Origin of the sequence: Gelidibacter japonicus (genome assembly GCF_010725055.1) — a bacterium.
GTDB classification, from domain to species: Bacteria; Bacteroidota; Bacteroidia; order Flavobacteriales; family Flavobacteriaceae; genus Gelidibacter; species Gelidibacter japonicus.
This window is the reverse complement of the sequence record NZ_BJKB01000014.1, coordinates 65,225-91,486: the sequence shown is the minus strand read 5'-3', so window position 1 is coordinate 91,486 and position 26,262 is coordinate 65,225. Positions and strand designations below refer to the sequence as shown.

23 protein-coding genes are annotated in these 26,262 nt (G+C 37.1%); 19 read left to right on the top strand and 4 right to left on the bottom strand.

Features of this window, described 5'->3' with window-relative positions:
- The first annotated feature begins 3 nt into the window (after positions 1-3).
- From G6N06_RS14210 to G6N06_RS14190, 5 genes are all read left to right on the top strand, one after another.
- On the top strand, positions 4-1,314 hold the full coding sequence (locus G6N06_RS14210) for a M20/M25/M40 family metallo-hydrolase (RefSeq protein WP_240338074.1): 1,311 nt from the start codon (positions 4-6) through the stop codon (positions 1,312-1,314).
- A gap of 18 nt (positions 1,315-1,332) precedes the next feature.
- Positions 1,333-2,613: a T9SS type A sorting domain-containing protein gene (locus G6N06_RS14205; protein ID WP_163517452.1), complete on the top strand. Its 1,281-nt coding sequence runs from the start codon at positions 1,333-1,335 to the stop codon at positions 2,611-2,613.
- 270 nt (positions 2,614-2,883) lie between these two features.
- The gene (locus G6N06_RS14200; RefSeq protein ID WP_163517451.1) at positions 2,884-4,275 is read left to right on the top strand and encodes a DUF1800 domain-containing protein; all 1,392 of its coding nucleotides are present in this window, start codon (positions 2,884-2,886) and stop codon (positions 4,273-4,275) included.
- An 11-nt stretch (positions 4,276-4,286) separates the two neighbouring features.
- Positions 4,287-5,474 (top strand): DUF1501 domain-containing protein, encoded by a 1,188-nt coding sequence (locus G6N06_RS14195; RefSeq protein WP_163517450.1) that lies wholly within the window; start codon positions 4,287-4,289, stop codon positions 5,472-5,474.
- A 138-nt stretch (positions 5,475-5,612) separates the two neighbouring features.
- Positions 5,613-6,059: a protein-disulfide reductase DsbD domain-containing protein gene (locus G6N06_RS14190; RefSeq protein WP_163517449.1), complete on the top strand. Its 447-nt coding sequence runs from the start codon at positions 5,613-5,615 to the stop codon at positions 6,057-6,059.
- Positions 6,060-6,320: 261 nt separating this feature from the next.
- Here G6N06_RS14190 and G6N06_RS14185 read toward each other — a convergent pair whose 3' ends face one another.
- Positions 6,321-7,694, bottom strand: coding sequence for an MBL fold metallo-hydrolase RNA specificity domain-containing protein (locus tag G6N06_RS14185; protein WP_163517448.1), 1,374 nt, complete (start codon positions 7,692-7,694; stop codon positions 6,321-6,323).
- 4 nt (positions 7,695-7,698) lie between these two features.
- On the bottom strand, positions 7,699-8,535 hold the full coding sequence (locus G6N06_RS14180) for an ATP cone domain-containing protein (protein WP_163517447.1): 837 nt from the start codon (positions 8,533-8,535) through the stop codon (positions 7,699-7,701).
- A gap of 339 nt (positions 8,536-8,874) precedes the next feature.
- On the opposite strand from G6N06_RS14180, the gene G6N06_RS14175 reads away from it, so the two are divergent.
- From G6N06_RS14175 to G6N06_RS14150, 6 genes are all read left to right on the top strand, one after another.
- Positions 8,875-9,486 (top strand): WG repeat-containing protein, encoded by a 612-nt coding sequence (locus G6N06_RS14175; RefSeq protein ID WP_163517446.1) that lies wholly within the window; start codon positions 8,875-8,877, stop codon positions 9,484-9,486.
- A 64-nt stretch (positions 9,487-9,550) separates the two neighbouring features.
- Positions 9,551-10,639: a site-2 protease family protein gene (locus G6N06_RS14170; RefSeq protein WP_163517445.1), complete on the top strand. Its 1,089-nt coding sequence runs from the start codon at positions 9,551-9,553 to the stop codon at positions 10,637-10,639.
- A 113-nt stretch (positions 10,640-10,752) separates the two neighbouring features.
- On the top strand, positions 10,753-11,652 hold the full coding sequence (locus G6N06_RS14165) for an RsiV family protein (protein WP_163517444.1): 900 nt from the start codon (positions 10,753-10,755) through the stop codon (positions 11,650-11,652).
- Positions 11,653-11,726: 74 nt separating this feature from the next.
- On the top strand, positions 11,727-12,494 hold the full coding sequence (locus G6N06_RS14160; protein ID WP_163517443.1) for a patatin-like phospholipase family protein: 768 nt from the start codon (positions 11,727-11,729) through the stop codon (positions 12,492-12,494).
- Between the two features lie 211 nt (positions 12,495-12,705).
- Positions 12,706-13,710 (top strand): T9SS type A sorting domain-containing protein, encoded by a 1,005-nt coding sequence (locus tag G6N06_RS14155; RefSeq protein WP_163517442.1) that lies wholly within the window; start codon positions 12,706-12,708, stop codon positions 13,708-13,710.
- A 281-nt stretch (positions 13,711-13,991) separates the two neighbouring features.
- The gene (locus G6N06_RS14150) at positions 13,992-15,572 is read left to right on the top strand and encodes a sulfatase family protein (RefSeq protein ID WP_163517441.1); all 1,581 of its coding nucleotides are present in this window, start codon (positions 13,992-13,994) and stop codon (positions 15,570-15,572) included.
- Positions 15,573-15,625: 53 nt separating this feature from the next.
- Here G6N06_RS14150 and G6N06_RS14145 read toward each other — a convergent pair whose 3' ends face one another.
- Positions 15,626-16,228 carry a DUF2179 domain-containing protein gene (locus tag G6N06_RS14145; protein ID WP_163517440.1) on the bottom strand — a complete coding sequence of 201 codons (603 nt, stop codon included), beginning with the start codon at positions 16,226-16,228 and terminating at the stop codon, positions 15,626-15,628.
- A 398-nt stretch (positions 16,229-16,626) separates the two neighbouring features.
- Here G6N06_RS14145 and G6N06_RS14140 point away from each other — a divergent pair, with 398 nt between their 5' ends.
- Positions 16,627-17,289, top strand: a complete 663-nt coding sequence (locus G6N06_RS14140; RefSeq protein ID WP_163517439.1) for a sugar-binding protein — start codon at positions 16,627-16,629, stop codon at positions 17,287-17,289.
- Here G6N06_RS14140 and G6N06_RS14135 read toward each other — a convergent pair.
- Complete coding sequence (locus tag G6N06_RS14135; protein WP_163517438.1) at positions 17,267-18,307, bottom strand: LacI family DNA-binding transcriptional regulator; 1,041 nt, start codon at positions 18,305-18,307, stop codon at positions 17,267-17,269. The genes G6N06_RS14140 and G6N06_RS14135 overlap by 23 nt on opposite strands.
- A 149-nt stretch (positions 18,308-18,456) precedes the next feature.
- On the opposite strand from G6N06_RS14135, the gene G6N06_RS14130 reads away from it, so the two are divergent.
- The 7 genes from G6N06_RS14130 to G6N06_RS14100 all read left to right on the top strand — a co-directional run bounded on the left by G6N06_RS14130 (position 18,457) and on the right by G6N06_RS14100 (position 25,899).
- Entirely contained in the window at positions 18,457-19,368 is a 912-nt protein-coding gene (locus G6N06_RS14130; protein WP_163517437.1) for a nucleotidyltransferase family protein, read from the top strand.
- 1 nt (position 19,369) lies between these two features.
- Complete coding sequence (locus G6N06_RS14125) at positions 19,370-20,434, top strand: phosphotransferase enzyme family protein (RefSeq protein ID WP_163517436.1); 1,065 nt, start codon at positions 19,370-19,372, stop codon at positions 20,432-20,434.
- A 112-nt stretch (positions 20,435-20,546) separates the two neighbouring features.
- The gene (locus G6N06_RS14120) at positions 20,547-21,863 is read left to right on the top strand and encodes a sugar MFS transporter (RefSeq protein ID WP_163517435.1); all 1,317 of its coding nucleotides are present in this window, start codon (positions 20,547-20,549) and stop codon (positions 21,861-21,863) included.
- 33 nt (positions 21,864-21,896) lie between these two features.
- Positions 21,897-22,895 (top strand): Gfo/Idh/MocA family protein, encoded by a 999-nt coding sequence (locus G6N06_RS14115; RefSeq protein WP_205334778.1) that lies wholly within the window; start codon positions 21,897-21,899, stop codon positions 22,893-22,895.
- A gap of 12 nt (positions 22,896-22,907) precedes the next feature.
- Positions 22,908-24,836: a glucosamine-6-phosphate deaminase gene (gene nagB / locus G6N06_RS14110; protein WP_163517434.1), complete on the top strand. Its 1,929-nt coding sequence runs from the start codon at positions 22,908-22,910 to the stop codon at positions 24,834-24,836.
- A 95-nt stretch (positions 24,837-24,931) separates the two neighbouring features.
- A complete protein-coding gene (locus G6N06_RS14105) occupies positions 24,932-25,489 on the top strand; it encodes a LacI family DNA-binding transcriptional regulator (protein WP_163517433.1) in 558 nt (185 codons plus the stop codon).
- Positions 25,490-25,569: 80 nt separating this feature from the next.
- Positions 25,570-25,899 (top strand): hypothetical protein, encoded by a 330-nt coding sequence (locus G6N06_RS14100; protein WP_163517432.1) that lies wholly within the window; start codon positions 25,570-25,572, stop codon positions 25,897-25,899.
- The last annotated feature ends 363 nt before the right edge of the window (positions 25,900-26,262 follow it).

The following is a 26,262-nucleotide window of genomic DNA, read 5'->3' as shown; positions in this document are numbered from 1 at the left end:
ATTTTGAAGAAAACATCACAAAAAATTCTCATACTTTCAGCTCTGTTCATAAGTAGCTTGTCATTTGCACAAAAAGGAAAAATGGAGAAAAAAATTATAAAATCTGTCGATCAACATGTAGATGCTTCCATTGATTTGCTTAAAAAAGCAGTCAATATCAATAGTGGAACGATGAACTTTGATGGCGTGAAAAAAGTGGGTGAATTGTTTAAGGCAGAATTGGATCAACTCGGATTCCATACCGAATTGACCAGCGGCGAAGCTTACGGTCGAGCCGGACATTTGATTGCTAAAAGAGAAGGTAAAAAGGGGCCGAAATTTCTGTTGATCGGTCATTTGGATACAGTTTTTGAATTGGATAGCCCATTTCAGGAATACACCATGATAGACGAGAATATTATGAAAGGTCCGGGTGTTGCTGATATGAAAGGTGGGGACGTGATTATTATTTTGGCCATGAAAGCTTTGAAAGAGGCTGGCGTTTTAGACGATATGTCCATCGAAATCGTCATGACTGGCGACGAAGAGAAAAGTGGCGAACCTATTGAATTGTCTAAAAGAGATTTGATAGAAGCTGCCAAACGTGCCGATATTGCCTTAGGATTTGAAAATGGAGACAATAATCCGAAAACCATTGTGGTTGCCCGTCGGGGGTCTTCAGATTGGCAATTGAAAGTCACCGGGGTACCGGCGCATTCATCGCAGGTGTTCACGAAGGATATTGGAGTGGGCGCTATTTATGAAGCCTCGCGGATTTTGAATGAATTTTATTTGCAGTTATCCAAAGAAAAGGACTTGACCTTTAATCCGGGTTTTATTATTGGTGGCACTGATTTGGATGTTAATGATGATCTTACAGGCGGTACTGTTTTTGGAAAAAATAATGTGGTCGCGCAACAGGCTATTGTACATGGCGATATTCGTGCAACTTCGCCAGAGCAATTGGAAAAGGCCCATTGCATTATGAAGCAAATTGTGGCCAATAATTACCCCAACACTACTGCTGAATTGATTTTTAACGATAATGGGTATCCTCCTCTGGCATTAACTGAAGGCAATACAAAACTCTTGAAAATTTATGATACAGTAAGTCAGGATCTTGGCTTTGGAGCCGTAGAGGCAGTGAATCCGAGAAACGCTGGAGCAGCCGATATCTCCTTTACCTCAGGATATGTAGATATGGCGCTTGATGGATTGGGTTTAACAGGCGGTGGTGGAGATCACACAATTGAAGAAACTGGCGATTTGCGAACGGTTGCCACTCAAGCAAAAATCACCGCAGTGTTAATGTATCGCTTAACTAATCAGAAATAAAACAAGTACTATAGGCTTATGAAGAAAATTACACTCTTATTTTTACTGAGCATCCAAATGGTTTTTGCTCAGAATTATACAGAATACCTGACCGGTAATGCTACAGATATCACTACCAATCATAAAGCGGGCATTTGCTTGATGGGTGGTGCTGGGGAGCAAGATGACGCCATGAAGTGGTTCTTGAATCAGGCCGATGGTGGCGATGTTGTTGTATTGAGAGCTTCTGGAGATGACGGGTACAACGATTATTTTTACACAAGTTTGGGTGTGACCATAAACTCGGTAAGAACATTTGTTATTAATGATGCTATGGCCGCTGTCGATCCATATGTATTGGAAAAAGTAGCTAATGCAGAGGCCATTTGGTTTGCAGGTGGAGACCAATATGATTATGTCCAGTATTTCAAGGATAATGCTATGGAAGACGCGTTAAATGCCTTCATCAACACCAAGCAAGGTGTTATTGGTGGTACGAGTGCTGGGATGGCCATTTTGGGAAGTGCTTATTTCACTGCACAATATGGATCACTGACCAGTCCAGTTGCTTTGAGCAATCCTTACCACCCAAGAGTGGCATTAGGCTACAACGATTTTTTGGAAATTCCTTTTATGGAAAACGTCATTACCGATTCCCATTTTGCAGATCGTGATCGGGAAGGGCGGATAAGTGTTTTTATGGCTCGGTATTCAAAAGATAACAATAAACGTTCTTTTGGGATCGCTTGCAATGAATACACAGCAATTTGTGTCGATGAAGATGGAAAAGCCTCAGTATTTGGTGATTATCCGGCTTATCCAGAATTCGCTTATTTTTTACAATCCAATTGTGTTGCCGATTATATGCCAGAAACGATTGAAAAATTTCAACCTATCACATGGAATAGAGGAGGAGAGGCCATAAAAGTGTACAAAGTTCCGGGAACGGCATCTGGCACCAATTATTTTGATCTCACCGATTGGGAAACCGGAAGTGGTGGTGCTTGGGAGGATTGGTCCATTGATGATGGTGTTTTTACTGCCGTAGCGGGAACAAATCCGATGTGTGGCACACTTTCTATTCCAGAATTCGAGAATTTTAGTGTTGAAATCTATCCAAATCCAGCATCCGATAGACTATTTATAAAATCAAAAACTCCCATAAAATCAATTAAAATTTACAGTGTTTTAGGGAAGGAGTTTTCAGCAAAAATGTTGAATAATGAAACAATTGATGTGACACCTTTAAGTTCTGGCCTATATGTGTTAAAATTGTATTCCGAAACATCAGAACAAGTCTATAAGTTCATTAAAAGATAACTAAGTTTTATTCCCATAAGTGGGATTAATACCCAAAAGATTATATTGAACAAAAAAAACATTTGTATAGAGCCCTTGTGGGATTACTTGTAGACTCTTATTATTTAAGTCATAAACCTTGTAGTTATAAACAACACTACAAGGTTTTTTTTTGGTCTAAGGTTTGAATAGTATATCTTATATCAGTTAGGATAAACCTATATATTAAATCCTTCATTTTAAACGTTATAAAAATTATGGAGTCTTAATATCAAATCCAATACTAAATCCATGGAAACAGACCACATTCAACACTTATATTTTAGAGCGGGATTTGGTATTGATCCAAAGACTCTTGGATCGCTCACTTCCAAATCGCGATCCTTTGTGGTGAAGCAACTCTTTGAAAAATCCCAACAGACAACTCCCTTAAAGCTGGATCTTTCAGAATTTGAAAGCTATTTAAATTTGGATAATAGGAGATTGAAACCTGATCCAGACGAAATAGACCTCAAAGCTTTGCAGAAAAAAAGCAGAGAAAAAATCATGGAGCTCAATTACAGGTGGATTGAACGGATGGTCACTTCAGATGCGGTTCTTGCAGAAAAAATGACTCTTTTTTGGGCCAATGTTTTTGTTTGTCAAGATAATAATATATGGTACATCCAACGCTATAATAGTACACTTCGGGAACATGCTTTGGGAAATTTCAGGAATTTTGTTAAAGCCATCGCACGCGAGGCTTCCATGAGCAAATATCTCAATAATAGACAGAATGTCAAGGCAAGTCCCAATGAAAATTTCGCAAGAGAATTAATGGAATTGTTCACCTTGGGAATTGGGAATTATACTGAAAATGATATCAAAGAATCCGCAAGGGCATTTACAGGCTGGTCCTTTAAGATTAACGGTGATTTCTTTTTAAGACCTTTCAAGCATGATGACGGTATCAAGACCTTTATGGGTAAAACAGGAAATTTTGATGGCGATGACATTATTGACATCATCTGTGAACAAAAACAATGTGCGCGTTTTATTTGTGAAAAAATCTATCGCTATTTTGTAAATCCCACATTGGATGAGGCACACTTGAAAACATTGACCGAGTTGTTTTATAAGGATTATGACATTAAAAATCTCATGCAATATATTTTTAGTTCCGACTGGTTTTATGAGACAAAAAATAGAGGCACAAAGATTAAATCGCCCATCGAGCTACTTGTCGGAATTCAAAAAATAGTGCCTTTGACCTTTGACAAACCGTTGCAATTGTTATATATCCAACGAATTATGGGTCAGGTTTTATTATACCCACCAAACGTAGCGGGCTGGAAAGAAGACAGAAATTGGATCGATTCGAACACGCTCATGTTTCGAATGAAATTGGCTGCAATACTTCTCAATAACGAAATTATCAACGTTGATGAAAAAGGAGCGTTTGAAGATGATTTCGAAATGTATTATAAGCGTCAGGCGAATAAAAAACGTTTGCTAAAAGTTACAAAATATTGGAATGTATTTGAGACCAATTACGGCCATTTGAGTCCGCAAAACCTGAAGGAAATACTGATAATTTCCCCGATTGATAAGGATACCGAACGGTTTCTGGCAAATTTGGAAATCAAAAACAACAAGGAGTTTTGCATCCAATTGATGTCAATACCTGAATATCAACTGTGCTAAAAAATAAGATTATGGAACGACGTCATTTTGTAAAACAGAGTGCTCTTGCAAGTAGTTTATTTTTCGTGCCAAGTTTTGTGCGCGCTTTTGAGAATGTATCCAATACTTCCTTAGGGTTCAAAAAATTGGTCATCATACAAATGGCGGGTGGCAATGATGGGTTAAACACTATTATTCCCTATTCAAATGATATTTACTATAACAGCAGGCCAACACTCGCCATCAAAAAAGACGCACTAATCAAAGTTAATGAGCATTTGGGATTTCATGAAAGCCTAAGGCCTTTAAAAAACTTATTCGATAAAGGTTATGTATCCATCATTAACAATGTTGGATATCCCAATCCAAACCGATCACATTTTAGATCAACGGATATCTGGCAAACGGCAAGCAATTCTGATGAATATTTAGATACAGGTTGGTTAGGACGTTATTTGGACGAAAATATCCATAAATCCTATGGGGGTATTGAGTTGGATGATAGTCTTTCCTTAGTTTTGAAAGGAAAAACCTTGAATGGCATCGCCACAAAAAATCCGGCTATTCTCTATAATAACATGCAAACGCCCTATTTTAAAAAAGTTCTTGATCACCAAAGTGAAGAGCATTTGAGTGAGCATAATTTAGGGTACTTATATCAAACGATGATAGAGGCGAGGTCATCGGCAAAATACATCTACGAAACTTCAAAAACATTTAAAAGTAGTTTTGAATATCCTAACAATCCATTTGGGAAACAACTTAAAACCACTGCTGAATTTATCAACTCAGGATTGAAAAGTAGAGTTTATTATATTTCAATGGGCGGTTTTGATACCCACGCGGGACAAATTAATAGACAAAGCCGATTGTTGGACATCTACAGTAAATCCATTGACGTTTTTGTTAAAGATTTAGAACGGAATAATACCTTTAAAGATACTTTGATCCTTACCTTTTCTGAATTTGGAAGACGTTTAAAACAAAATGCTGCCAACGGCACTGACCATGGGGCTGCAAATAATGTCTTTCTGATTGGGAAAAATCTGAAAGCACCGGGATTCTACAATGAGATGCCAAATTTATTAAATTTGGACAATAATGGAGATGTTAAACATACTGTAGATTTTAGATCCATATATGCCACAATATTGGACAAATGGTTAGAAGTCAATGATGCAGCTATTTTAAACAGATCTTTCAGCAAGCTCGATTTTTAATTAATAAATCAGATAAATTTAAATGTGTATTAAATATTTAATACATTCTTAACATTTGCAACTAAGGGTTAATGGTGAAATTTGCGTTATGACAGTAGATGACGGCAGAAAGCAATCATTAATCCAAAAATCAAGCCTATGAAAAATATAGTATATCTGTTTCTTATCTTATCTAGTGTTCAAGCCTTTTCTCAAATCCATGATCCTGTGAAATGGAAAACGTCGGTGAATAAAATTTCCGATACGGAATATGAGCTTGTGGCCACAGCTACCATTCAAGACCAATGGCATTTATATTCGCAAAATGTTCCAAAAGATGGTCCAGTGCCCACAAGTTTTATTTTTGAAGGTAGCTCTGATTATATGAAGCGCGGAAATACTTCAGAAGGAGTTGGTCATGAAATTGATGACAAGATCTTTGGCATGCGCATCAAATATTTTGATAATAAAGCCGATTTTAAACAGCGCATCCGAATCAAGAATAAGAAAGCGTTTAAGGTAAATGCCGTAGTGGAATTTATGGTGTGCAATGACACCCAATGCTTACCTCCAAAAGAGGTCGATTTGGTATTTGATGTAAAATAGCTTAATCCCACAAATGGGTTTTAATGGCCCGTGGCTTGTCTCGATCAAAAAGATAATTCCTTATTCTTACATCGTGGGGTTGTCCGCCCGGCCAGTCTGTCGAGCCCCATGGTTCTTGATTAAGAAAATCAATTGAATTTTCTTCCAACATATTCGATTTTCATATTTAGATTTTTGAATTAGCCTAAACCGTGAAGAAAAGTAAAGAGCTGCGATTGCAGCTCTTTTTATGTATAACAGTCTCAGTATTTATTTTCACTTTTAAATCATCATGGTTTCTATATCGTATAGTTTGGGAATGCACACATTCCATTTGTAGGAATCTGTTATTTTTACTCTAAATGCATCCAAAGCGGCCGGTTCACCATGGATAAGGAACACTTTTTCAGGAATGTTCTTAATAGCTCCCATCCAATGAAGTAATTCATTTTGATCGGCATGTGCTGATAAACTCTCAATATGCTTGATCGTGGCCTTTACCGGATGGTATTTTCCGGAAAACCTGATTTCATGGGCGCCGTCAAGTAATTGTCTGCCGCGTGTGCCTTCCGCCTGATAGCCTACCAATAAAACAGTGGTCGAAGCCTCATCAATGAGTTGTTGTAGATAGGTGAGGACTCTTCCTCCAGTAACCATACCGCTTCCGGCAATGACTATTTTGGAACGTTTGTCGTCAATGGTTTCCCAGGTTTCTTTGTAAGATTGAACAATATTTACATGATTGCACATAGCGTTGTAATCGGCATCGGACAATTTATGCCATTTAGGAAATTGTCTAAACACATTTAAAACATTGTTTCCCATTGGACTATCTACAAAAATGGGAATGTTGGGGATTTTATTCTTTTTATATAATTTCCATAGAATATACATCAAAGTTTGGAGTCGTTCTACTGCAAAACTTGGAATGATCAGATTGCCTTTCTTGTGAATGGCTTCATGTATGATATTCGTAAGAACCTGCTCTACATCGTCTTCCGGATGGAGTTTATTTCCGTATGTACTTTCGATAAATAGGAAATCTGCCCATTCGGGGCGCTTGGGTTCGTCCAATAAATAATCGTTTTGTCGTCCAATATCTCCAGAAAACACAAAGCGTTTGGAATTGATGTCCAATTCTATAAAAGTCGCACCAAGTATATGTCCATTATATTGAAAACGATAGGAAATATGATCGGATAAACCAATCCATTTGTCTTCCATTTCAACGTGAAATAAACGTATGGTTTTTTCTGCCTCGCTCACTGAATAAAAAGGTAGTGCAGGGGTGTGTTTCGTGTATTTTTCTTCATTGGCTTTGGCGGCTTCTTCTTCATGGATTTTAGCACTGTCCATTAAAATGATTTCTGCAATAGCCAAAGTAGGCCCAGTTCCAATGATCTTTCCATTAAACCCCTGTTTTACCAAGCGCGGTAAATATCCAACATGATCCAAATGGCCATGGGTAAGTAATACGATATCTATGGTGCTGACATCGATTGGAAGATCCGTCCAATTAAGTTCACGGAGTTCTTTTAAACCTTGGAACATTCCACAATCTATCAGGATGTTTTTTTCAGAAGTTTCAATTAAAAACTTCGAACCCGTAACAACACTGGATGCTCCCAAAAAATTTATTTTTACATGATTGTCCATAGCTTTACTGTTTACATAACATCTTTATCTCATTCTGAATTTTTGATTTACGGGTTTCCGAAATCCCAAGATGATCCAAGAAAAAAAGATCGTCTATCAAGTCTCTGCATAACACCACGTCTCTGCTTAACAGAAATTGTTTTTCGCGATTGGTCAATAAGGTTGAAACGGTTATTGGATATAATCCCAATCTGTCAATCCGATTTCTTAGCCCATCATTATTAGGGTAGTCCCAACTTAATAGATACAAACCAATGCAATTTCCGTATTGAATGGCGTCTTTGGTAAAACGCGTGTTGGTAACGACCCAGCCTGCTTCCAATTTTGTCTCATGACGTTTTGTGTCCCAATGCATTTTGACATCTTTAAATCGTGATGCTATATATAAAGGAACTTTAACATTGCAGTTTCTGCCTTGCTCAGTATGGAACTTGCATTCAATAAGCGTTGTCATTCCATTTTTCTCGGCGACGACATCTATTTCATGGCGGACACATTGGCCTTGCATGATTTTGCCAACAGTAGTGTCATAACCCGAGTATTTTAGGATGGCACTTATAAAACGCTCAAATGGATAACCTGTAGGTCCCAATTCATAGATGGCTTTTTTAAGTTTGTATTTTGATGCGAGGTGCCCGCCTTTCTTTTTTAATAATGCGAATGCTCTATTGTAGATTTCTTTTGTTGAAATGCCGTCGTATAATTCTTCTTTCACCTTGTCGATAATCTCGGTTACCGTTTCCTTGTCTGCGCCTGATTTTTCCAAAGATGCGCCTAATTTATTCAGTGAAAACTTTACTTTTTCACCAGATGATTTAATGATGTTGATATTAGTGTTCATAGTATTTTATGAAAAAGATGAGTACCCTTCATGGTTAATGAGTTAAAGTTAAAAAGTAAATGGGAGAAGACATATGATAAATATCACTTCATCCAAAGATTAAACTAACCATCAAATGATATGCGCTATTACTTGCCGTCATTTAAATTCGAATTGGTAGAGGTAGTCAGAATGTAATATGGTTATAGGTCAATGGCAATTGGGCCTGTAATTTCCGAACTCAATTGGTGTTGTAAATTGTTTCAAGACCAATCCATTATTTCTCTTATCCTGATGGATGTCATTTTACAAGGTTTTAATTCAGGGTATTTTTATACCTAACTATAAAACGATAAGATCATGAAACGTTCACATTTTTTAATTTTTATAACGGTATTTTTTACGACTGTTCTTTATTCCCAAAACATTGACAATGCAGATTTTGTGTCGCCAATGAATGACGGGATGGTAGCAGTTAAAAAAGGAAATCAATGGGGCTTTATAAATTCTGAAGGGAATGTGGCGATTAACTTTAGAAATGATTTGGTGGTTTCCACAACCGCAGATGGCAGTTTCCCTATCTTCCAAAATGGCAGATGTCTCATCACCCAAAAAAAAGACGGGATTGATTATTATGGCTACATAGATCATACAGGTAAAACGGTAATTGAACCTCAGTACTTGAATGCTACCAATTTTAAAGATAATGTCGCTATAGTACTTGTGTTACGAAGAAACGAACTATCACAGAATATTGCCTTGAATAAACCTGTTGTCAATTATGATTATTTTGAGGTCGCGATTAATTTAGAAGGTGAAGTCATTACCTATTTGACTCAAGAACCTGTACATATTACGCTCTCTGCAGAGAAATTAAGAAAACCGCCGGTAATTTATTCCAAAGCACTTTCAAACACACTTTTTGCAGTGATGAATCCACAAAAGAAATGGTCAATTCTAAAAGTAGAGTAAACCAAATGAATCTTCAGCCTATCAATTTGATATTTACTAATTCACATAAATCAAGGAATGACCTATGAGTGCAAATCTTAAGTTGGGTAAATACTACGGAACGGAAGTTCAACTCCATTGGACATTTTTCTTGCTAATGGTGTGGGTTGTTTTAAGTGAGGTGTTAAGCGGTGCATCTGTTGACCGGGTTTTATTTAACCTTCAGTTTGTCCTCGCGGTCATGATCTGTGTGCTGTTGCACGAAGTTGGTCATTTATTGACCGCAAAAAAGTTCGGAATAAAAACGACGAAGATGCTGCTATTGCCCGTTGGAGGGGTTTCGACCGTGGAAAAAACAACCAAATCGCCTAAAGAAGAATTTTTGATCACCTTGGCTGGACCTTTGGTGAATATTATTATAGCGATCATCTTGTTTTTTGCTATTCCTGTGAGTGATTATATCAGTTATGACCTTGGGCAATATTTTACTGCGCTAAATGATTTTTCGGTTAGAACCTTTCTTTTCTTTCTTTTTATCGTGAATGTGGCTTTAGCAGTGTTCAATATGATCCCAGCATTTCCCTTGGATGGTGGTCGGATTTTGAGAGCTGTTTTGGATATCAAGCTCAGTCGTGTGAAGGCGACACGTGTTGCAACCACGATAAGTCAAGTTATTGCCATTGCCCTACTGTTGTTGGGTTTATTGTTCAACCCGATATTGTTGTTCTTGTCATTGTTCCTATTGATTGGAAGCTTCAGTGAAAATAGATTCGTACAACATATCGATTTGCTCAAAGGTTATACGGTAAAGGATGCCATGTTAAAAAACATCACGGTTTTTGATCCTGAAGATACGATGGAAGAAATTATCAGAGTTATTATTAGAGGATCTGAAACCAATTTTGTTGTCTTAAAGGATAAGAAAATAGTAGGGTTATTATACCATAAGGATATTATGAGAAATTCAGATAACAGAAGTCTTAGGGTCCGGGATTTAATGACTACCACTTTTAAAACTATGGAGACCAAAGAAAAACTTAAGGATGCTTATGTATTAATGCAAGATGAAATTCATCCCTTTTTTCCTGTCACAGAAATGGATGAACTCGTTGGTGCTATTGATTTTGACAATTTATATGAGTTTTTATTGATTGAAGACCGATTAAAAAACTAATTAATTTGCGGGAATGATGTTCCCATTGTATAAATTGCAATTTGATTTATCCATTGTGAAAATCGATGAAATTGCTGAATTTAAGAGACAAAATCGAATTTAATAAAGCGTACATGAAATATTTAAACCTAATCTTAGTAGTTCTTTTGTTTACAAGTTGTAAAAGCGATAAGCGTGAAGAAAGCGTTATTGAAACGGAAGATATTGAACAAGTAATATCTAAAGAGCTAGATTCGCTACAAAGAATGAAGGGCGATGGAAATGCCGTCACTAAATCAATTTCAATTGAATATAAACAAAAAGAATTGATTGAGAAAAAGGATCAAAGATCTGAATTTGAAAAGTTGATAATCAACAAAAGCTATGAAATTCAGCAACCAGACTACACGATCAATTTTAAATATCCACAACTCGATGAGTCGCTTAATGCATCCAATAGGAATTTCAACGAATTTATAACAGATTATTACGTCAATATCAAGAAGGCGATTTCTGATATAGAAGCGAGTAAAATATTATGTGATAGTATTGAGGCCATAAATTTTAGAGAAGATCGCTTTATTGATTACAAAATTTATATTGTTAATGATCAATTGGTCAGTGTCCTTTTTTATAAAGAGAACTTTTATTCAGGTGCCATGCATCCGAGTTATTCTTTTGACTGCTTTAATTTTGATTTGAACAAGGGTGTTTTTATGAAATATGAAGATTTTTTCAATCAAGGTTCTGAAGAAGAATTATTGATTTTGATAAATGAGAGAATCGTTAATAAGATTCAGAATTCAGAGTTGTATTATGATTGTTGGGAACTATCAGCAAGCGACTTTTTTGAAAGTAAAAATAATTTTGTCATCAATGATAATCATATAGAATTTTATTTCGACGACTGTGTCATGTGTCCGTCGTATACAGGATCTTATTCTATTGAGCTGCCACTTGTCGATTTGTTATCAGTTTTAAAGAAGTCCAATTCAAATCTGTTGATGGTTGATAAAAATCAGCCGAGTCGCTAAAAACCAATCAACAAGTCTTATCCCATGTGGTTTACTTTAAATTTGACAAAAATCTCCATAGTTAAAGATAGCTTATGAATATTGGTTTAGTTTTATCTGGCGGCGGGATGCGGGGGGCTGCCCATATTGGGGTCATCCGAGCGCTTGAAGAACATCAGATTCATCCCACTCATATTGCAGGATCAAGTGCTGGAGCCATTGTAGGTTCTCTTTATGCCTATGGTTATGGCTGGGAAGACATTTTGACTTTTTTTAAAGAAATCCAAATCTTTAATATTAGAAAATACGCAATCAATAAGCCTGGGTTCATTGATGCAGAAAAGTTTTATGATGAATTTAAAACCTATTTGGAAGAGGACAATTTCTCGTTTTTAAAAAAGGAACTGTTCATCACGGCGACCAATATTTTAAAAGGGAAACTAAGAGTGTTTGAGAAAGGAGAATTGATAAAACCTGTTTTGGCATCTGCTGCCTTTCCTGGGCTCTTTGCTCCCGTTAAAATAAAAAGTTCATATTATATTGATGGGGGAGCACTTAACAACTTTCCCTTGGAGCCAATCAGAAAAAAATGCGCTCATATTATTGGGGTTTATGTTGACGGATTTGACGTGCTCGCGATGAAAGATTTGAAGCATTCCCATCAGGTGGTCGAACGTGTGTTTAGAGTGAAATCCGTATTAGAGAATCAACCTAAATTTGCCGAATGTGATCTCATGATTATACCCTCAGAATTGAACGGCTTTGGAACTTTCGATAAGAAAAACCTCGATGCGATTGTTGAGATAGGTTATAAGGCGGCAAAAAATAAGCTTTCAAACTATGATTTAAAAATATTTAGATAATGTTGACCTTCGAAATTTAAATCAATTTTGCAATTTCAATGGCTTAGAAGTAGATTTTTTATGGCGTTTAGCGACAGAAACAGATGCTTTACCGATGAACTATGGTTAGTACTTATTTTTTCAATATTATGCGGCCTTAACCGAGTTTGATGAACTTGTGAAACTCGGTTTTAGTTTTACATTTACATTCGAATTTTAAACTTGAATCAATATGAAAAAAATTACTCAAAACATTTTAATTGCTTTGGTTTTTGTTGCTGGAGTCTCTCAAACCTCAGCACAAACTATTAATTTGACTGGATTGCCTGGAGCAGACTTAATCTTTTATGAAGATATGAGATACCTACACAATTCTGGTTTCTCAGGTTATGTCGTTACCGAAACAACAGTGACAGAACCTGTTACTAATAATGCTTATATTCCAGTCAATGGCTTGGAGGCTGGAGAATTAGGTTATGAAAGGCCTGCTCAAAATTATCCTGCTGGAAGCGCTGTGAACAACAGATCGGCAAAGTTAAACGGAAATAGCGATACAGTCAATTATGATATTGATGTTTGGTTTGTCGTTAATTCTATTGACTTAAGTGGGTATGATGCAGGTTCCAAATTCTTTACATTCTCTACGGTATCAAAACATAGAAAAGACGGAGGCACTAACATAGATAATGATACAACCATATGGTACACAACTGATTTTCCAACAGGAGGTGATCCAACTGCTGCGATATGGACAGAGATTACCGCGTCACCAATTGGTGCATCTGCCACTATGGGTGCAGATGAGCAATGGACTACACAGTCAGTCGATTTATCATCAATAAATTGTGGAACTCAGTTCGCCATAGCCATAAGACGACAGAGTAGTGCAAATGGACCTGCTGGAGGAGCGTATGATTATGATACTAATAGAAATGGCAGTTGGTGGTTGTCAGATTTAACTTACACAGGATCAACATCGCCATTGTCAATTTCAGATAAGGAACTTTCTGAATCTTTGATTGTCTATCCTAATCCTTCAAATGGTTTATTGAACATTAAGTCAAATGCAAACGTGACTATTAAAAGTGTGGCTCTTGTAGATGTGATCGGTAAGGAGGTTTTTAGACAAATGAATTCTAAGCCTATAGATGTTAGTTACTTGTCTAAAGGCATGTATGTTTTAACAGTTGAATCTCAAGAAGGAATTGTGACAAATAAAAAAGTATTGATCAAATAAAAAAATAGAATAAATACATTTTTAAGTATTATGACAGTGCGCTTCATTCATAAATAGGTTATGAATGAAGCGCATTCTTTTATACCTTTAGAATCTGAGGTTCATTTATAAATTATTTTGACGATATAGATTTTTTTAATAATCCAGAGGTTTTAGCTTTCGAAAATGTAATATCTTGGTTGATAATTTTAAGTTACAACCAACTTTGCAACTGTAAGTTTACGAATTTCTAACACGAAATTTTCGGATTAATTATTTGATAATCCTTATTAATGACTTTTATGACATTTAACATCCATTATGCTTTAGTTTTCTTATTTTTTACCATTATTGTAGCAGGTTGTAAGGACAAAACTTCAGAAAACAATTCTGATGCCGAGGTCATAATTAAAAAAAACCGGAACCCGAATATTGTTATCATTTATACAGACGATTTAGGTTATGGAGATCTTAGTGCCTATGGTGCCACAGAAATTGCCACACCTGCCATAGACGGATTGGCGGATGAAGGAATTTTATTCACCAATGCCTACGCAACTGCTGCCACCTGCACACCATCAAGATATTCTCTGTTAACAGGAGATTATGCATGGCGTAAAAAGGGAACCGGCGTTGCAAAAGGTGATGAATCACTTCTGATCGATACGGAAAAGACCACCTTGCCTGGTGTTTTAAGAACTGCCGGCTATAAAACAGGTGTCGTTGGAAAATGGCATTTGGGCTTGGGTGATGAAAATGGGCCAGATTGGAACGGTAAAATTAGTCCAGGACCCTTGGAAATAGGTTTTGATTATGCATATATCATTCCCGCAACTGGTGATAGGGTGCCATGTGTTTTTGTCCAAAACCACCATGTTGTGAATTTAAATCCTGATGATCCAATTTCCGTGAGCTACAAACAGAAGATTGGTGACTGGCCTACAGGCAAGGAGAATCCAGAGTTGTTGACCATAAAACCATCACATGGACATGACCAAACCATCATAAATGGCATCAGCAGAATCGGTTATATGAAAGGTGGAAAAGAAGCGTTGTGGGATGATGAGACCATTCCAATGGAATTGGTTGATAAGTCTAAAAAATTTATCGAGTCAAGCAAAGATCATCCTTTCTTCCTGTTCCTTTCAACTCACGACATTCACGTACCAAGAGTTGCCAACAGCATGTTTCAAGGAAAAAGTAGTATGGGTCCAAGAGGTGATGTTATTTTGCAATTGGATTGGACCGTAAATGAAATTGTCAAATCACTTAAAGAACAAAACTTATTAGATAATACGATTATCATTTTCTCAAGTGATAATGGCCCAGTTGTAGATGATGGGTATCAAGACCAAGCGAGAGAATTGTTGGGTGATCATGAACCTACTGGAGGTTTACGAGGAGGCAAATATAGCAGTTATGATGGCGGTACCAAAATACCATTGATCATTCGTTGGCCAGATGGTAAAGGTCAGGGAACAATTTCTACAGCACTTGTAAGTCAGGTTGATTTTTTAAGTTCATTTGCGGCCCTTGCGGGTGTACATAAAAAATATGATGATGTCATCGATAGCCAAAACACCTTAGATGTTTTTTTAGGCGATAATGCCGTTGGAAGAACCTCACTGGTACAAGAATGCTTTAGGGGACCATTGTCCTATATTGAAGGCGAATGGAAATATATTGAGCCATTTAATGGCCCAGAATTAGTACCATGGGGACCAATTATTGAAACTGGCTTTCAATTGGAACCACAATTGTTTCATCTGAAAAACGATCCGAATGAACAGGAGAATTTGGCTTCGAAATTTCCTGAAAAAGTAGTGGATTTAAAAGAAAAGCTCTTTAACTTGAAAGTAATTGATTTTGCTAAGAAGGAATAGCTTCATTGGAAGTCGCTTTCAGCTTAGAAATAAACAATGCTCTTATCCGCTGGTTATTTCCGTTTTAATTGTAAGCCCCAAAATCCGATTTGTCTCGGGCTGTCATCGATCGTATTGGCTTCATTTACCATTTTCACCCCCTCTATAGTATAGAAGGCACTTGGATGATATCTATTGATGGCTTCGGTCAAATGTTTTAAGTTTTCTCTTTTCAAAACTAAAAAAACTACGTTGACTTTCCCGGTTTTCCCTTCAGCATCCAAAATGGAATAACGATAATTATTATCACTCAAAAAAGTTAGTAATTCGTGAACAGGCTCTTTGGTGATTAACCTTAAAACAACACGGCCAATGGCAAGTTTTTCCTCTATATACATTCCCACAAAAGTTCCTGCGGCGAAGCCACTGGCATAGGCAACATAAGATAAGGCATTATCGATATTGCTAATGATCTGACCGATGGCCAATAACCAAATCAAGGCCTCAAAGAAACCTAAAATAGGAGCTATATTCCTTTTGCCACTCATCACAAAAAGGATCCGGATGGTAGAAATCGAAACATCCCCAATCCTTGCCAAAAATATTAGTAACGGAATAATCACGTAGTTGAGAGTGTTCTCACTTACACCGAAATTGTCATAAAAAAATTGTTCCATATTAATGAAATACTAAAGAAATGGGATTCTTGATCACTTCCAAAAACATGTCGTTGAAAGTGGGTACAAATGTATTGAATTATATCGTTATTGATATTAAATTGATGCCGTTATCCTTGTGGCGAGTCTATATTTTTTTGGTGATGGTATAGCCTGATAGTTCACCTACCTTTTAGAAGTGGTCTGTCAGTTAAGTGATTCCGTTACAAGTTCTTTGCGGGTCCGTCCAAAATGGAGAATAGTTAGCCTACAATAATTATATTCCTTTAAAAATAGACGTTCGTGTTGCTCATTATTAAGCTTTATTAAAGGCTTGTTTTTTAGGATGACAGTCATTTAATGCATTTATTTGTGGCATTTATTGATTTTGGTAACCAAATTTATTTGATCTCTAAATTATGAAAACATATAAAGTTAACCTGATTGATTCCAACCTTATGGAAATCAATGGCAAAGCGAATCATCACCTATGGGAAAAAGCAGTCGCATTAAAGGACTTTTCTTCACCATGGCAATCTGAAACAATAGAAAATATTGAATTCAGAGCCTTGCACGACGGCAAAAATTTATTCGTGTCATATAAGGTAGTTGATAGCTCATTGCACATTGATCGTACTGACAGCACGAAAAAAAGTGTTGACAATTCCGATCGTGTAGAGTTGTTTCTAAGGTCTGATAATCGATTAGATCCTTATTACTGTCTTGAAATAGATCCGTTGGCGAGAGTTCAGGATTTTAAGGCGCGCCCAAATAGGGAGTTTGACTATCTGTGGGATTGGCCAAAAAAGGACATTGCCATAAAATCTCACATAACTTCTACATCTTTTAGTGTGGAAATAGCTATTTCAATAGATTCCTTAGAAAGATTCAATCTCATCCGAAATGATGGCCATATTGAAGCAGGAATTTTTCGTGCAAAATACAATCAACATGAGAATGGTCGGTTTGAGCCAACTTGGATCACCTGGGTCGATCCGCAAACCGAAACGCCCAACTTCCATACGGCATCCGCCTTTGGGATATTAAAACTTGAGGATTTTAAGGTCTCAAAAACGGTTTGACATTTTCGGAATTAATAATGTCTATTGGCAGCAAATGTTTTCCGGGAATTTCTTTTTCAAACACCAAATACTCTATTAAAAATTTAAGGCCAAGATAGGCTTGTTGTCTTGGATTTTGATGTATCAGAAAATCGATCACGCCATTTTTTAGAAAATTGACGTTTTCTTCCAATAGGTCATAACCTACTAATTTAATATGGTTTTTGTTTTCAGACTCTAGCAATCGTGCTACATGGAAAGCTTTGGAATTGGTTACAAAAATACCGGTCAGATTAGGATGGTCTTTTAAGAAATCGCGCAGTTTATCTTCCGTCTCGGTGTATTTGATCTTACACTTTAAAATATCATCATGAAAGCCATTAAGGTCTTCGTAATAACTTTTAAACCCTTTTTCCTTTTCTTGCATGTGCACTGCATTTTTATATTTTTCATCGATATGGATAATGGCCATATCGCCTTTATCGATAATACTATGCATTAGTTTTGCGGCCACTCGACCACTTTGATACAGGTCCTGGCCAATAAAGTTTGCAGTAGAGGCTTCAATCTGATTGTTAAAGGTGCAAACTTGGATGTTCAAGGATTTATACTGTTCCAAAACATTTTTAGCTTCCTTATAAAATAAAGGCACCATCAAGATAATATCAGGAGCAGAGTCTAAAAGCTGTTTATGTTGTGCGGTGAACGACTTTGTATCTGTGGGATCAAATAGAAAAGTATTCATCCTAATGTCAAAAGCACTGAATTCGGAAAGGGCTTGTTGAATCCCATCGGAGCACACTTCCCAATAGGCGTCCTTTTTTGGATCGGGCAATAAGGCGCCTATTTGATATATCCGATTGTTTTTTAAATTTCTCGCGATGAGGTTGGGCTGGTAATCTATGTCTTCAAGCAGCCGTTTTACCTTGTCCTCGACATCTTTTGCCACGTTACCTCGGTTATGGATAACCCTATCAATAGTTCCTTTTGAAACTCCAGCTAATTGGGCAATATCTTTTATGGTATATTTTTTCATCATTCACATTTGTATAGTACACAAGAGATGTGTATATTCGCATAACTGTGTTCGAGCACAATTTATGAAAAATTCTATTGCAATTCAAAATTATACTAATTTTTAAATCAATCTCAATCGTTTGAGGTTAATTACAAGTTGAAATAAAAGTCATGGTAGAAACAAATAAACCAACGTTGGTCATTTTAGCAGCTGGGATGGGAAGTAGATATGGCGGTTTAAAACAAATGGATTCTTTTACTCCTGAAGGGGATACCATCATTGATTTTTCACTCTATGATGCTCTTCAAGCAGGATTTGGGAAATTTGTTTTTATTATTCGGAAGAGTTTTGAGAAGGAGTTTAAAGAGATTTTTAGTAAAAAATTAAAAGGAAAAGCTGAGGTTGATTATGTGTTTCAAGAATTTGATAGCGTTCCAAAAAAATATATTGATCCTAAAAGAACAAAACCTTGGGGTACGGGGCATGCCTTGTTAATGGCAAAAGATGCCGTACAAGAAAACTTCGCCATCATTAACGCTGATGATTTTTATGGAAGGGAAGCATTCATGACCATGGCCAAATTCTTGTCTGAAACAGATAAAGATTCCTATGATTTTAGCATGATGGCTTATTTGCTCAAAAATACGGTTTCAGATCATGGTTATGTCGCAAGAGGAGAGTGTGAAGTTGATAAAAAAGGCTATCTAAAAGATGTAACTGAACGTACACATATTGAAAAGATTGATGGTGAACTTATGCGCAAGGACGCCAACGGCAAATTTATTCCTATTGATGGGGACACTATTGTATCTATGAATTTTTGGGGCTTTACACCGAGATGCTTCGAGTTTGGTGGAGAATTGTTTGACGCGTTTTTAGAGGTCAATAAGAATAATCCGAAGGCAGAGTTTTTTATTCCATACGTGATCAATGAGATTCTAAGGTCAGAAAAGGCAAGTGTCAAAGTATTGAAATCTAATGCCCAATGGTTTGGTGTGACGTATAAGGAAGACAAGGAAATCGTTCAGGCGGCTATTGGTAGACTAAAGGAGCAAGGCGTCTATCCCACAAAATTATGGTAAAATGATATCAGAAAAACTAAAATATATTTTTGGACAGTTTGAGCACGGCGCCGAATTTGACTCCTATAAGGAACTGGCTTCTGGTCATATCAATGATACCTATTTGATAAAGGCGAAAGAGAAGCCACATTTTGTTTTACAACGGATCAATCATGGGGTGTTTAAAGATGTGCCTGGGCTTATTGAGAATAAAATGCTGATCAGTAACCATATTAAGGATAAACTCGGCCATTTGTCTCCCAAAAAACAAAAAAGACGCATTCTGAGGTTTTATATGACAAAATCAGGAGACTCTTACTATAGGGGTGACGAAGGCAATTATTGGAACCTCATGCATTTTATTGATAAAAGTGTCACTCATTTAAGTGTCACTAGTGAAACCATTGCTCATGAAGGTGGCCGATTGTTGGGTCAGTTTTTGACTTTGACTAACGATTTTGATGCATCTAAATTAACTGAGGTCATCCCGAAATTCCATGACATGTCTTTCAGATATTGGGAATTTGAAGAAGCCAAACGAAAAGCATCCCAAGAGCGACTTGAAAAAGCAAAGGCTCAGATAGAACTTGTGGGAAATGCCAAAGAAGAAATGCATATTCTTCAACATTTAAAAGAATCCGGCGACATCAAATTGCGTGTTACCCACAATGACACCAAAATATCCAATGTGTTATTTAATAAGCGTGACAAGGGTCTTTGTTTGATAGATCTGGATACCGTAATGCCTGGAATTGTGCATTATGATTTTGGAGATGCCATTCGTACCATTTGCAATACCGCTGCAGAAGATGAAGCCAATCTGGACCTCGTAGAGTTTAATGTCGATTATTATAATGCCTATACCAAAGGATTTTTGAAGGAAATGGGAGATTCTCTTACGCCAATCGAATTAAAATATCTGCCCTTAGGAGCCAAAACCATGATATTTATTATTGGATTGCGTTTTTTGACAGACTATCTGAATGGTGATATCTATTTCAAAACTAAATATGACGACCATAATTTAGATCGCGCAAAAAATCAATTTAAATTATTACAAAGTCTCTCAGAAAAACTAAGTGTTTAAAAATTAAGGTGTATGCATCAATTCCAAACACATAAATTTTGAAAGAATTCAATACATGTTATAACAACCAATTAACAATAACCAATAAGTCGCTAACTGATAACTTGTCTTTATGAATACTACACAAAAAAACAACCTCGTCCCTATACTAATAATTGGTGGGCTCTTCGCTATTTTTGGATTTGTAACCTGGATCAATGGGGCGCTCATTCCGTTCATGAAGACGCTTAACGAACTCACTGAAGCGCAATCTTATTTTGTGGCTACGGCATCCTATATCTCGTTTGTGGTCATGGCATTGCCTGCCTCTTATGTCATTAATAAGATTGGATATCGCAACGGCATATCCTTGGGGTTGGCCGTTATGGCCGTTGGAGCCTTGGTATTCATTCCCGCAGCTGATGCACGTACCTATTGGGTGTTTTTACTCGCTATTTTTATACAAGGAATCGGGATGACTATCTGTCAAACTGCCGCAAATCCTTACATTACTATTTTGGGACCCATCGAGAGTGGTGCCAAGCGGATGGCCATGATGGGAATTGCGAACAAGGTAGCTGGAGCACTTGGATCTGTGATTTTTGGGGCCTTGTTATTATCAGGTATTGATGAGGTCAATGAAAAACTGGGGACTGTTTCTGACGACGAGAAGAATGTATTGTTAGATGCGATGGCCGATAGTGTGCATACGCCTTATATTGTGATGGCTGCCATCTTGTTCATCTTTGCTTTTTTTATTAGAAAGGCAAATTTACCACATGTTGAAGCAGCTGAGGAGGAAGTAGTAGAAGTTGACGGAGTGAAAAAGACTAGTAAAACCATATTTCAATATCCACATTTATGGTTGGGCGTTATAGCGCTATTTGTTTATGTGGGCGCCGAAGTGATTGCTGGTGATACGATTATTGCCTATGGTATTTCACTTGGTATCTCAGCTGATGAAGCTAAATGGTTTACAACCTACACCCTAATGGCTATGGTAGGGACCTATGCTTTGGGCGTGATTTTGATTCCGAAATATATTAAACAAAAAACAGCTTTGATTATCAGTGCTGTTTTAGGAATTATCTTCAGTCTCTGTATTTTGTCAACCTCCGGATTCACGTCGGTTTTATTTGTTGCAGCATTAGGTATCGCAAACGCATTGGTGTGGCCAGCTATTTGGCCGTTGACTCTAGATGGCCTAGGAAAACATACCAAAACGGCCTCTGCATTATTGATTATGGCCATTTCGGGTGGAGCCATCATTCCGCCGTTATATGGTCGTTTGGTTGATTCCGGTAAACATGAGATGATGGCTAACGGTGTTCAAGATGTTAGTGAGTTATCAACGGCATCAACAAGTAGCTACTGGATATTGATTCCTTGCTATCTCATCGTTTTGTTTTTTGCAGTTTGGGGGCATAAAATTAAAAGTTGGAAAAAATAGGAATAGTGAAAATAGGCGGTTGAAATTTTAGAAATGAAGGCGAATAAAACATATAAATGGGGCATGATTGGTTGTGGAAGCGTGACCGAGCTGAAAAGTGCGCCTGCTTATTACAAAACAGAGGGTTTTGAACTTTTTGCAGTCATGCGAAGAGACCTTGCTAAAGCCGAAGATTATGCCAAAAGGCATAAAATTTCTTTCTTTTATGATGATGCTGATGCGCTTATCAATCACCCAGAAATTGATGCCATTTATATTGCTACCCCACCAGATTCGCATGAATACTATGCTTTGAAAGTGGCCGAGGCGGGTAAGATATGTTGTATTGAAAAGCCTATGGCACCAAGCTATGAGGCCTGTTTAAGAATCAATACAGTTTTTGAAGATAGAAAACTGCCATTGTTTGTAGCCTACTATAGAAGATCATTGCCGCGTTTTGTAAAGATCAAGGAGTGGATTGATCAAAGTCAGATTGGCACCATTAGACATATTCATTGGCATTTTACCAAACCAACCAATGATATGGATAAGTCAAAGTCATACAATTGGCGCACCGATGCCGACATTGCTCCAGGTGGTTATTTTGATGACTTGGCATCACATGGATTGGATTTATTTGTGTATCTGTTGGGACCTGTCAAATCAGCAAAAGGAAAGGCTGAAAATAGACTTGGACTCTATACGGCGAAGGATCTGGTCAAAGGACAATGGACACATAACTCGGGAGTCACTGGTTTCGGGAGCTGGAATTTTGGAGCTGACCAGCGTGAAGATGTCGTTAAAATATACGGTAATGAGGGCAATATCACCTTTTCAGTATTTGGGGAGGTCCCTATCATTTTGGAACGTGATGAGGAAACGAAAAGTCTGACTATCAAAAACCCTGAACACGTGCAATGGTATCATGTTCAGAATATAAAGGCTCATTTGTCAGGTACAACCTTACATCCATCTGTGGGTAGGTCAGCAATGCATACCGCTTGGATCATGGATCAAATATTAGAAAATAAAACTGAAGTCATAAAAAATTAAATTAGTCAGGATATGTTAAAAAGCACAATCGATAAAGCAACAGATTTCGAAAAAAGATTCGAAAATATCAATACGGTTATGTTTGAGGATTCTCAAGTGGCCTCTAAAGCCGTTGCAAAGGAAATAGCAGATCTTATTAAGGTAAAACAATCCCAGAAACAGCCCTGTATTTTAGGGTTGGCTACAGGTTCGTCACCAAAAGGATTATATGCTGAATTAGTGCGTCTGCACAAGGAAAAAGGCTTGAGTTTTAAAAATGTCGTGACTTTCAACTTGGATGAATATTATCCAATGGAACCGGATGCCGTAAATAGCTATGTCCGTTTTATGAAGAAAATGTTGTTTGATCATGTTGACATACTTCCTGAAAACTGCTATATCCCGGATGGGACCCTTCCTAAGGATAAAATAGCCAGTTATTGCAGTGATTACGAAAAGAAAATCGAAGCACTTGGTGGTATTGATCTCCAAATTTTGGGGATTGGTGGCAATGGTCATATTGGATTCAACGAATCGGGATCTTTACAGAACTCCAAAACGAGGTTAGTGGCCTTGGACCACATTACCAGGGTTGCGGCAAGTAAGGATTTTGCAGGGTTGTCCAATACTCCAAGAACTGCGATTACCTTGGGAGTAAAAAAAATTATGGAGGCCAAACGAGTCATCCTTTTGGCTTGGGGCGAGAGTAAAGCAGCCATTATAAAAACAGCAGCAGAAGGACAGGTGACCAATCAAGTGCCTGCTTCTTTTCTACAAGAGCATAATAACGTCACCTTTGTACTTGATAAAGAAGCGGCATCAAAGCTTACCCGTATCAGTGCACCATGGTTGGTTGAAAAAGTGACTTGGACAGATCGTCTTATCAGAAAAGCTGTTTTAGGACTGGCAATGCATCTCAAGAAACCTATTTTAATGCTTACCGATGCCGATTATATAGAGAACGGGATGAGTGACCTCTTGGCAGAATTCGGTCAGGCTTACGATATTAATATTAAGATTTTCAACAAATTACAACATACTATTACTGGGTGGCCAGGAGGGAAGCCAAATGCAGATGATTCCCATAGACCGGAGCGTGCTGTGCCAGGAAAGAAACGTGTTTTGATTTTTAGCCCGCATCCTGATGATGACATTATCAGTATGGGAGGTACTTTTAAAAGGTTACATGAGCAAGGACACGATGTCCACGTGGCTTATCAAACGTCGGGCAACATTGCGGTGGCAGATGAGGAAGCCTTGCGTTTCGCAAACTTTGTGATTGATTATAACGAGAGATTTGAGATTAAAAGCGAAGCCACCGAAAAGATATATAAAAAGGTGGTGAAATCCCTTCTGAATAAAAAACCGAGTGAGATTGACATTCCAGAGGCACGTTATATCAAAGGATTAATCAGAAAAGGAGAGGCAAGAGCGACAAGTCATTTCGTTGGACTGTCCGATAACCAGATCCATTTTATGGAAATGCCGTTCTATGAAACAGGAACCATTGACAAACATCCTTTAGGAGAAGAAGATATTCAAATGACTGTGGATCTCATTGAGAAAATAAAACCGCATCAAATTTATGCTGCAGGAGATTTGGCAGATCCCCACGGAACCCATAAAGTCTGTTTGGATGCCGTATTTGAAGCCGTTAGACGATTGAAAGAGAAACCATTTATGAAAGATTGCTGGGTATGGCTCTACAGAGGCGCATGGCAAGAATGGGGAATCGACGAAATTGAAATGGCTGTACCAATGAGTCCAGATCAGGTATTGGAAAAACGTCACGGGATTTTTAAACACCAATCACAAAAGGATGGCGTGGTATTCCAAGGATCAGATTCAAGAGAGTTTTGGCAACGGGCTGAAGATAGAAATAAAGAAACCGCTGATCTATATGATCAACTGGGCTTAGCCCACTACGCTGCAATGGAAGCCTTTGTAAGATGGCATTTTTAACTTGTAGGAATGTAAAATGTGATGGGGTCCGTCACACCATGCTATGATAGACCCTTTCTAAATGTTGGCATGGATTAATTTAAAAGAAATGAAATATGATGGAAGTAACCATGAAAACTTTGTCACAAATGAGTGGCTATTCTGTGTCTACGGTATCCAAAGCTTTACGTGACAAAAAGGATATTAGTATAAAAACGCGACGGATTATTAAAGAGCTGGCAGAGAGTTATGACTTTGTGCCTAACAATTCGGCTATTGCATTACGATCACAAAAAAGCAATACCATTGCTGTTATCGTACCGCAAATTGATTCTATGATATACGGGAGTATGTTGAACAGTATTCAAATGGAGGCCTATAACCAAGGTTACCGTTTGGTAGTGCAACAGTATTTAAATTTTGAAAATGGCGAATTGGAATGTTTGAAAAGTTTGAGGAATGGAGGTATTGACGGTGTTATCGTTATTGGTACATCAACTTCTTTAGAGGATCTAAAACAGAATTCTAAAGATCAATTATTTCCTACTATCATAAAAAAAGTGGACGACTTAACTCTAGAAGCTCAAGATTATAAACAATTTGGAAAAAAGATGATCACTTCATTGTTTTCTAAAATAAATATTAATGATAACCTACGTGTTAATATTGTATAGTTAAAGAGTAAGTGGTGATATTTTAACCAATATTGATTTAGGATCAACGGTTTTTCATAAGTGTAAAAGGAAATTGTAAGATGGCATACAAAACTGATTTAAAGGAGGTGGACCAGCACCATTGGTATCTGGAAATGGACTTTCCATGTTCTAAAAAGTACGATCAATTTATCAATTGGTTACAAATGGAATATTACTTTTTTCAACAGGAAAATGGATCTTTCTTGACGATTTATTTCCCTAACGGACATGTTAAAATAGAAAAAAAAGCTAAAGAAGAAAACATATTTGCTTCTGAAATTACTGTTGAAAGTAAATGCAGAAAATTCGGTTTAAAAATGCGAAAGAACCTTGCAGCTTTTCTTGACTATATCAAAAATTATCATAAAATTAGTCAGTTACAATACTAATTATTGATTTTCGAATGATTATGACGACCTGTGAATTTTATGATTTACAGGTTTTTTATTTGCCATAAATTAGGTGAAACAAAGATGACAAAAGAGCTAGTTTAAAATAGCCTAAAATTTACCAGTAATTTATTTGTAAATCAAAATGAGTATTTTGAGGCTTGTACGATATGTATAATGACGGTTCACTGAAAACTGATTTTTAGAACAAAAGAATAATCGTATTTAATTTACTGAAGATCTTTTAAAATGTAAAATCTCAACATCAGTCAATTGGTGGCTGGTTGAGAGCTTTGTAATACCCACCAATATTCTTCCTGACGCCAACCTCTGAATTATTTTTTAATAAATCCTCGATACTCC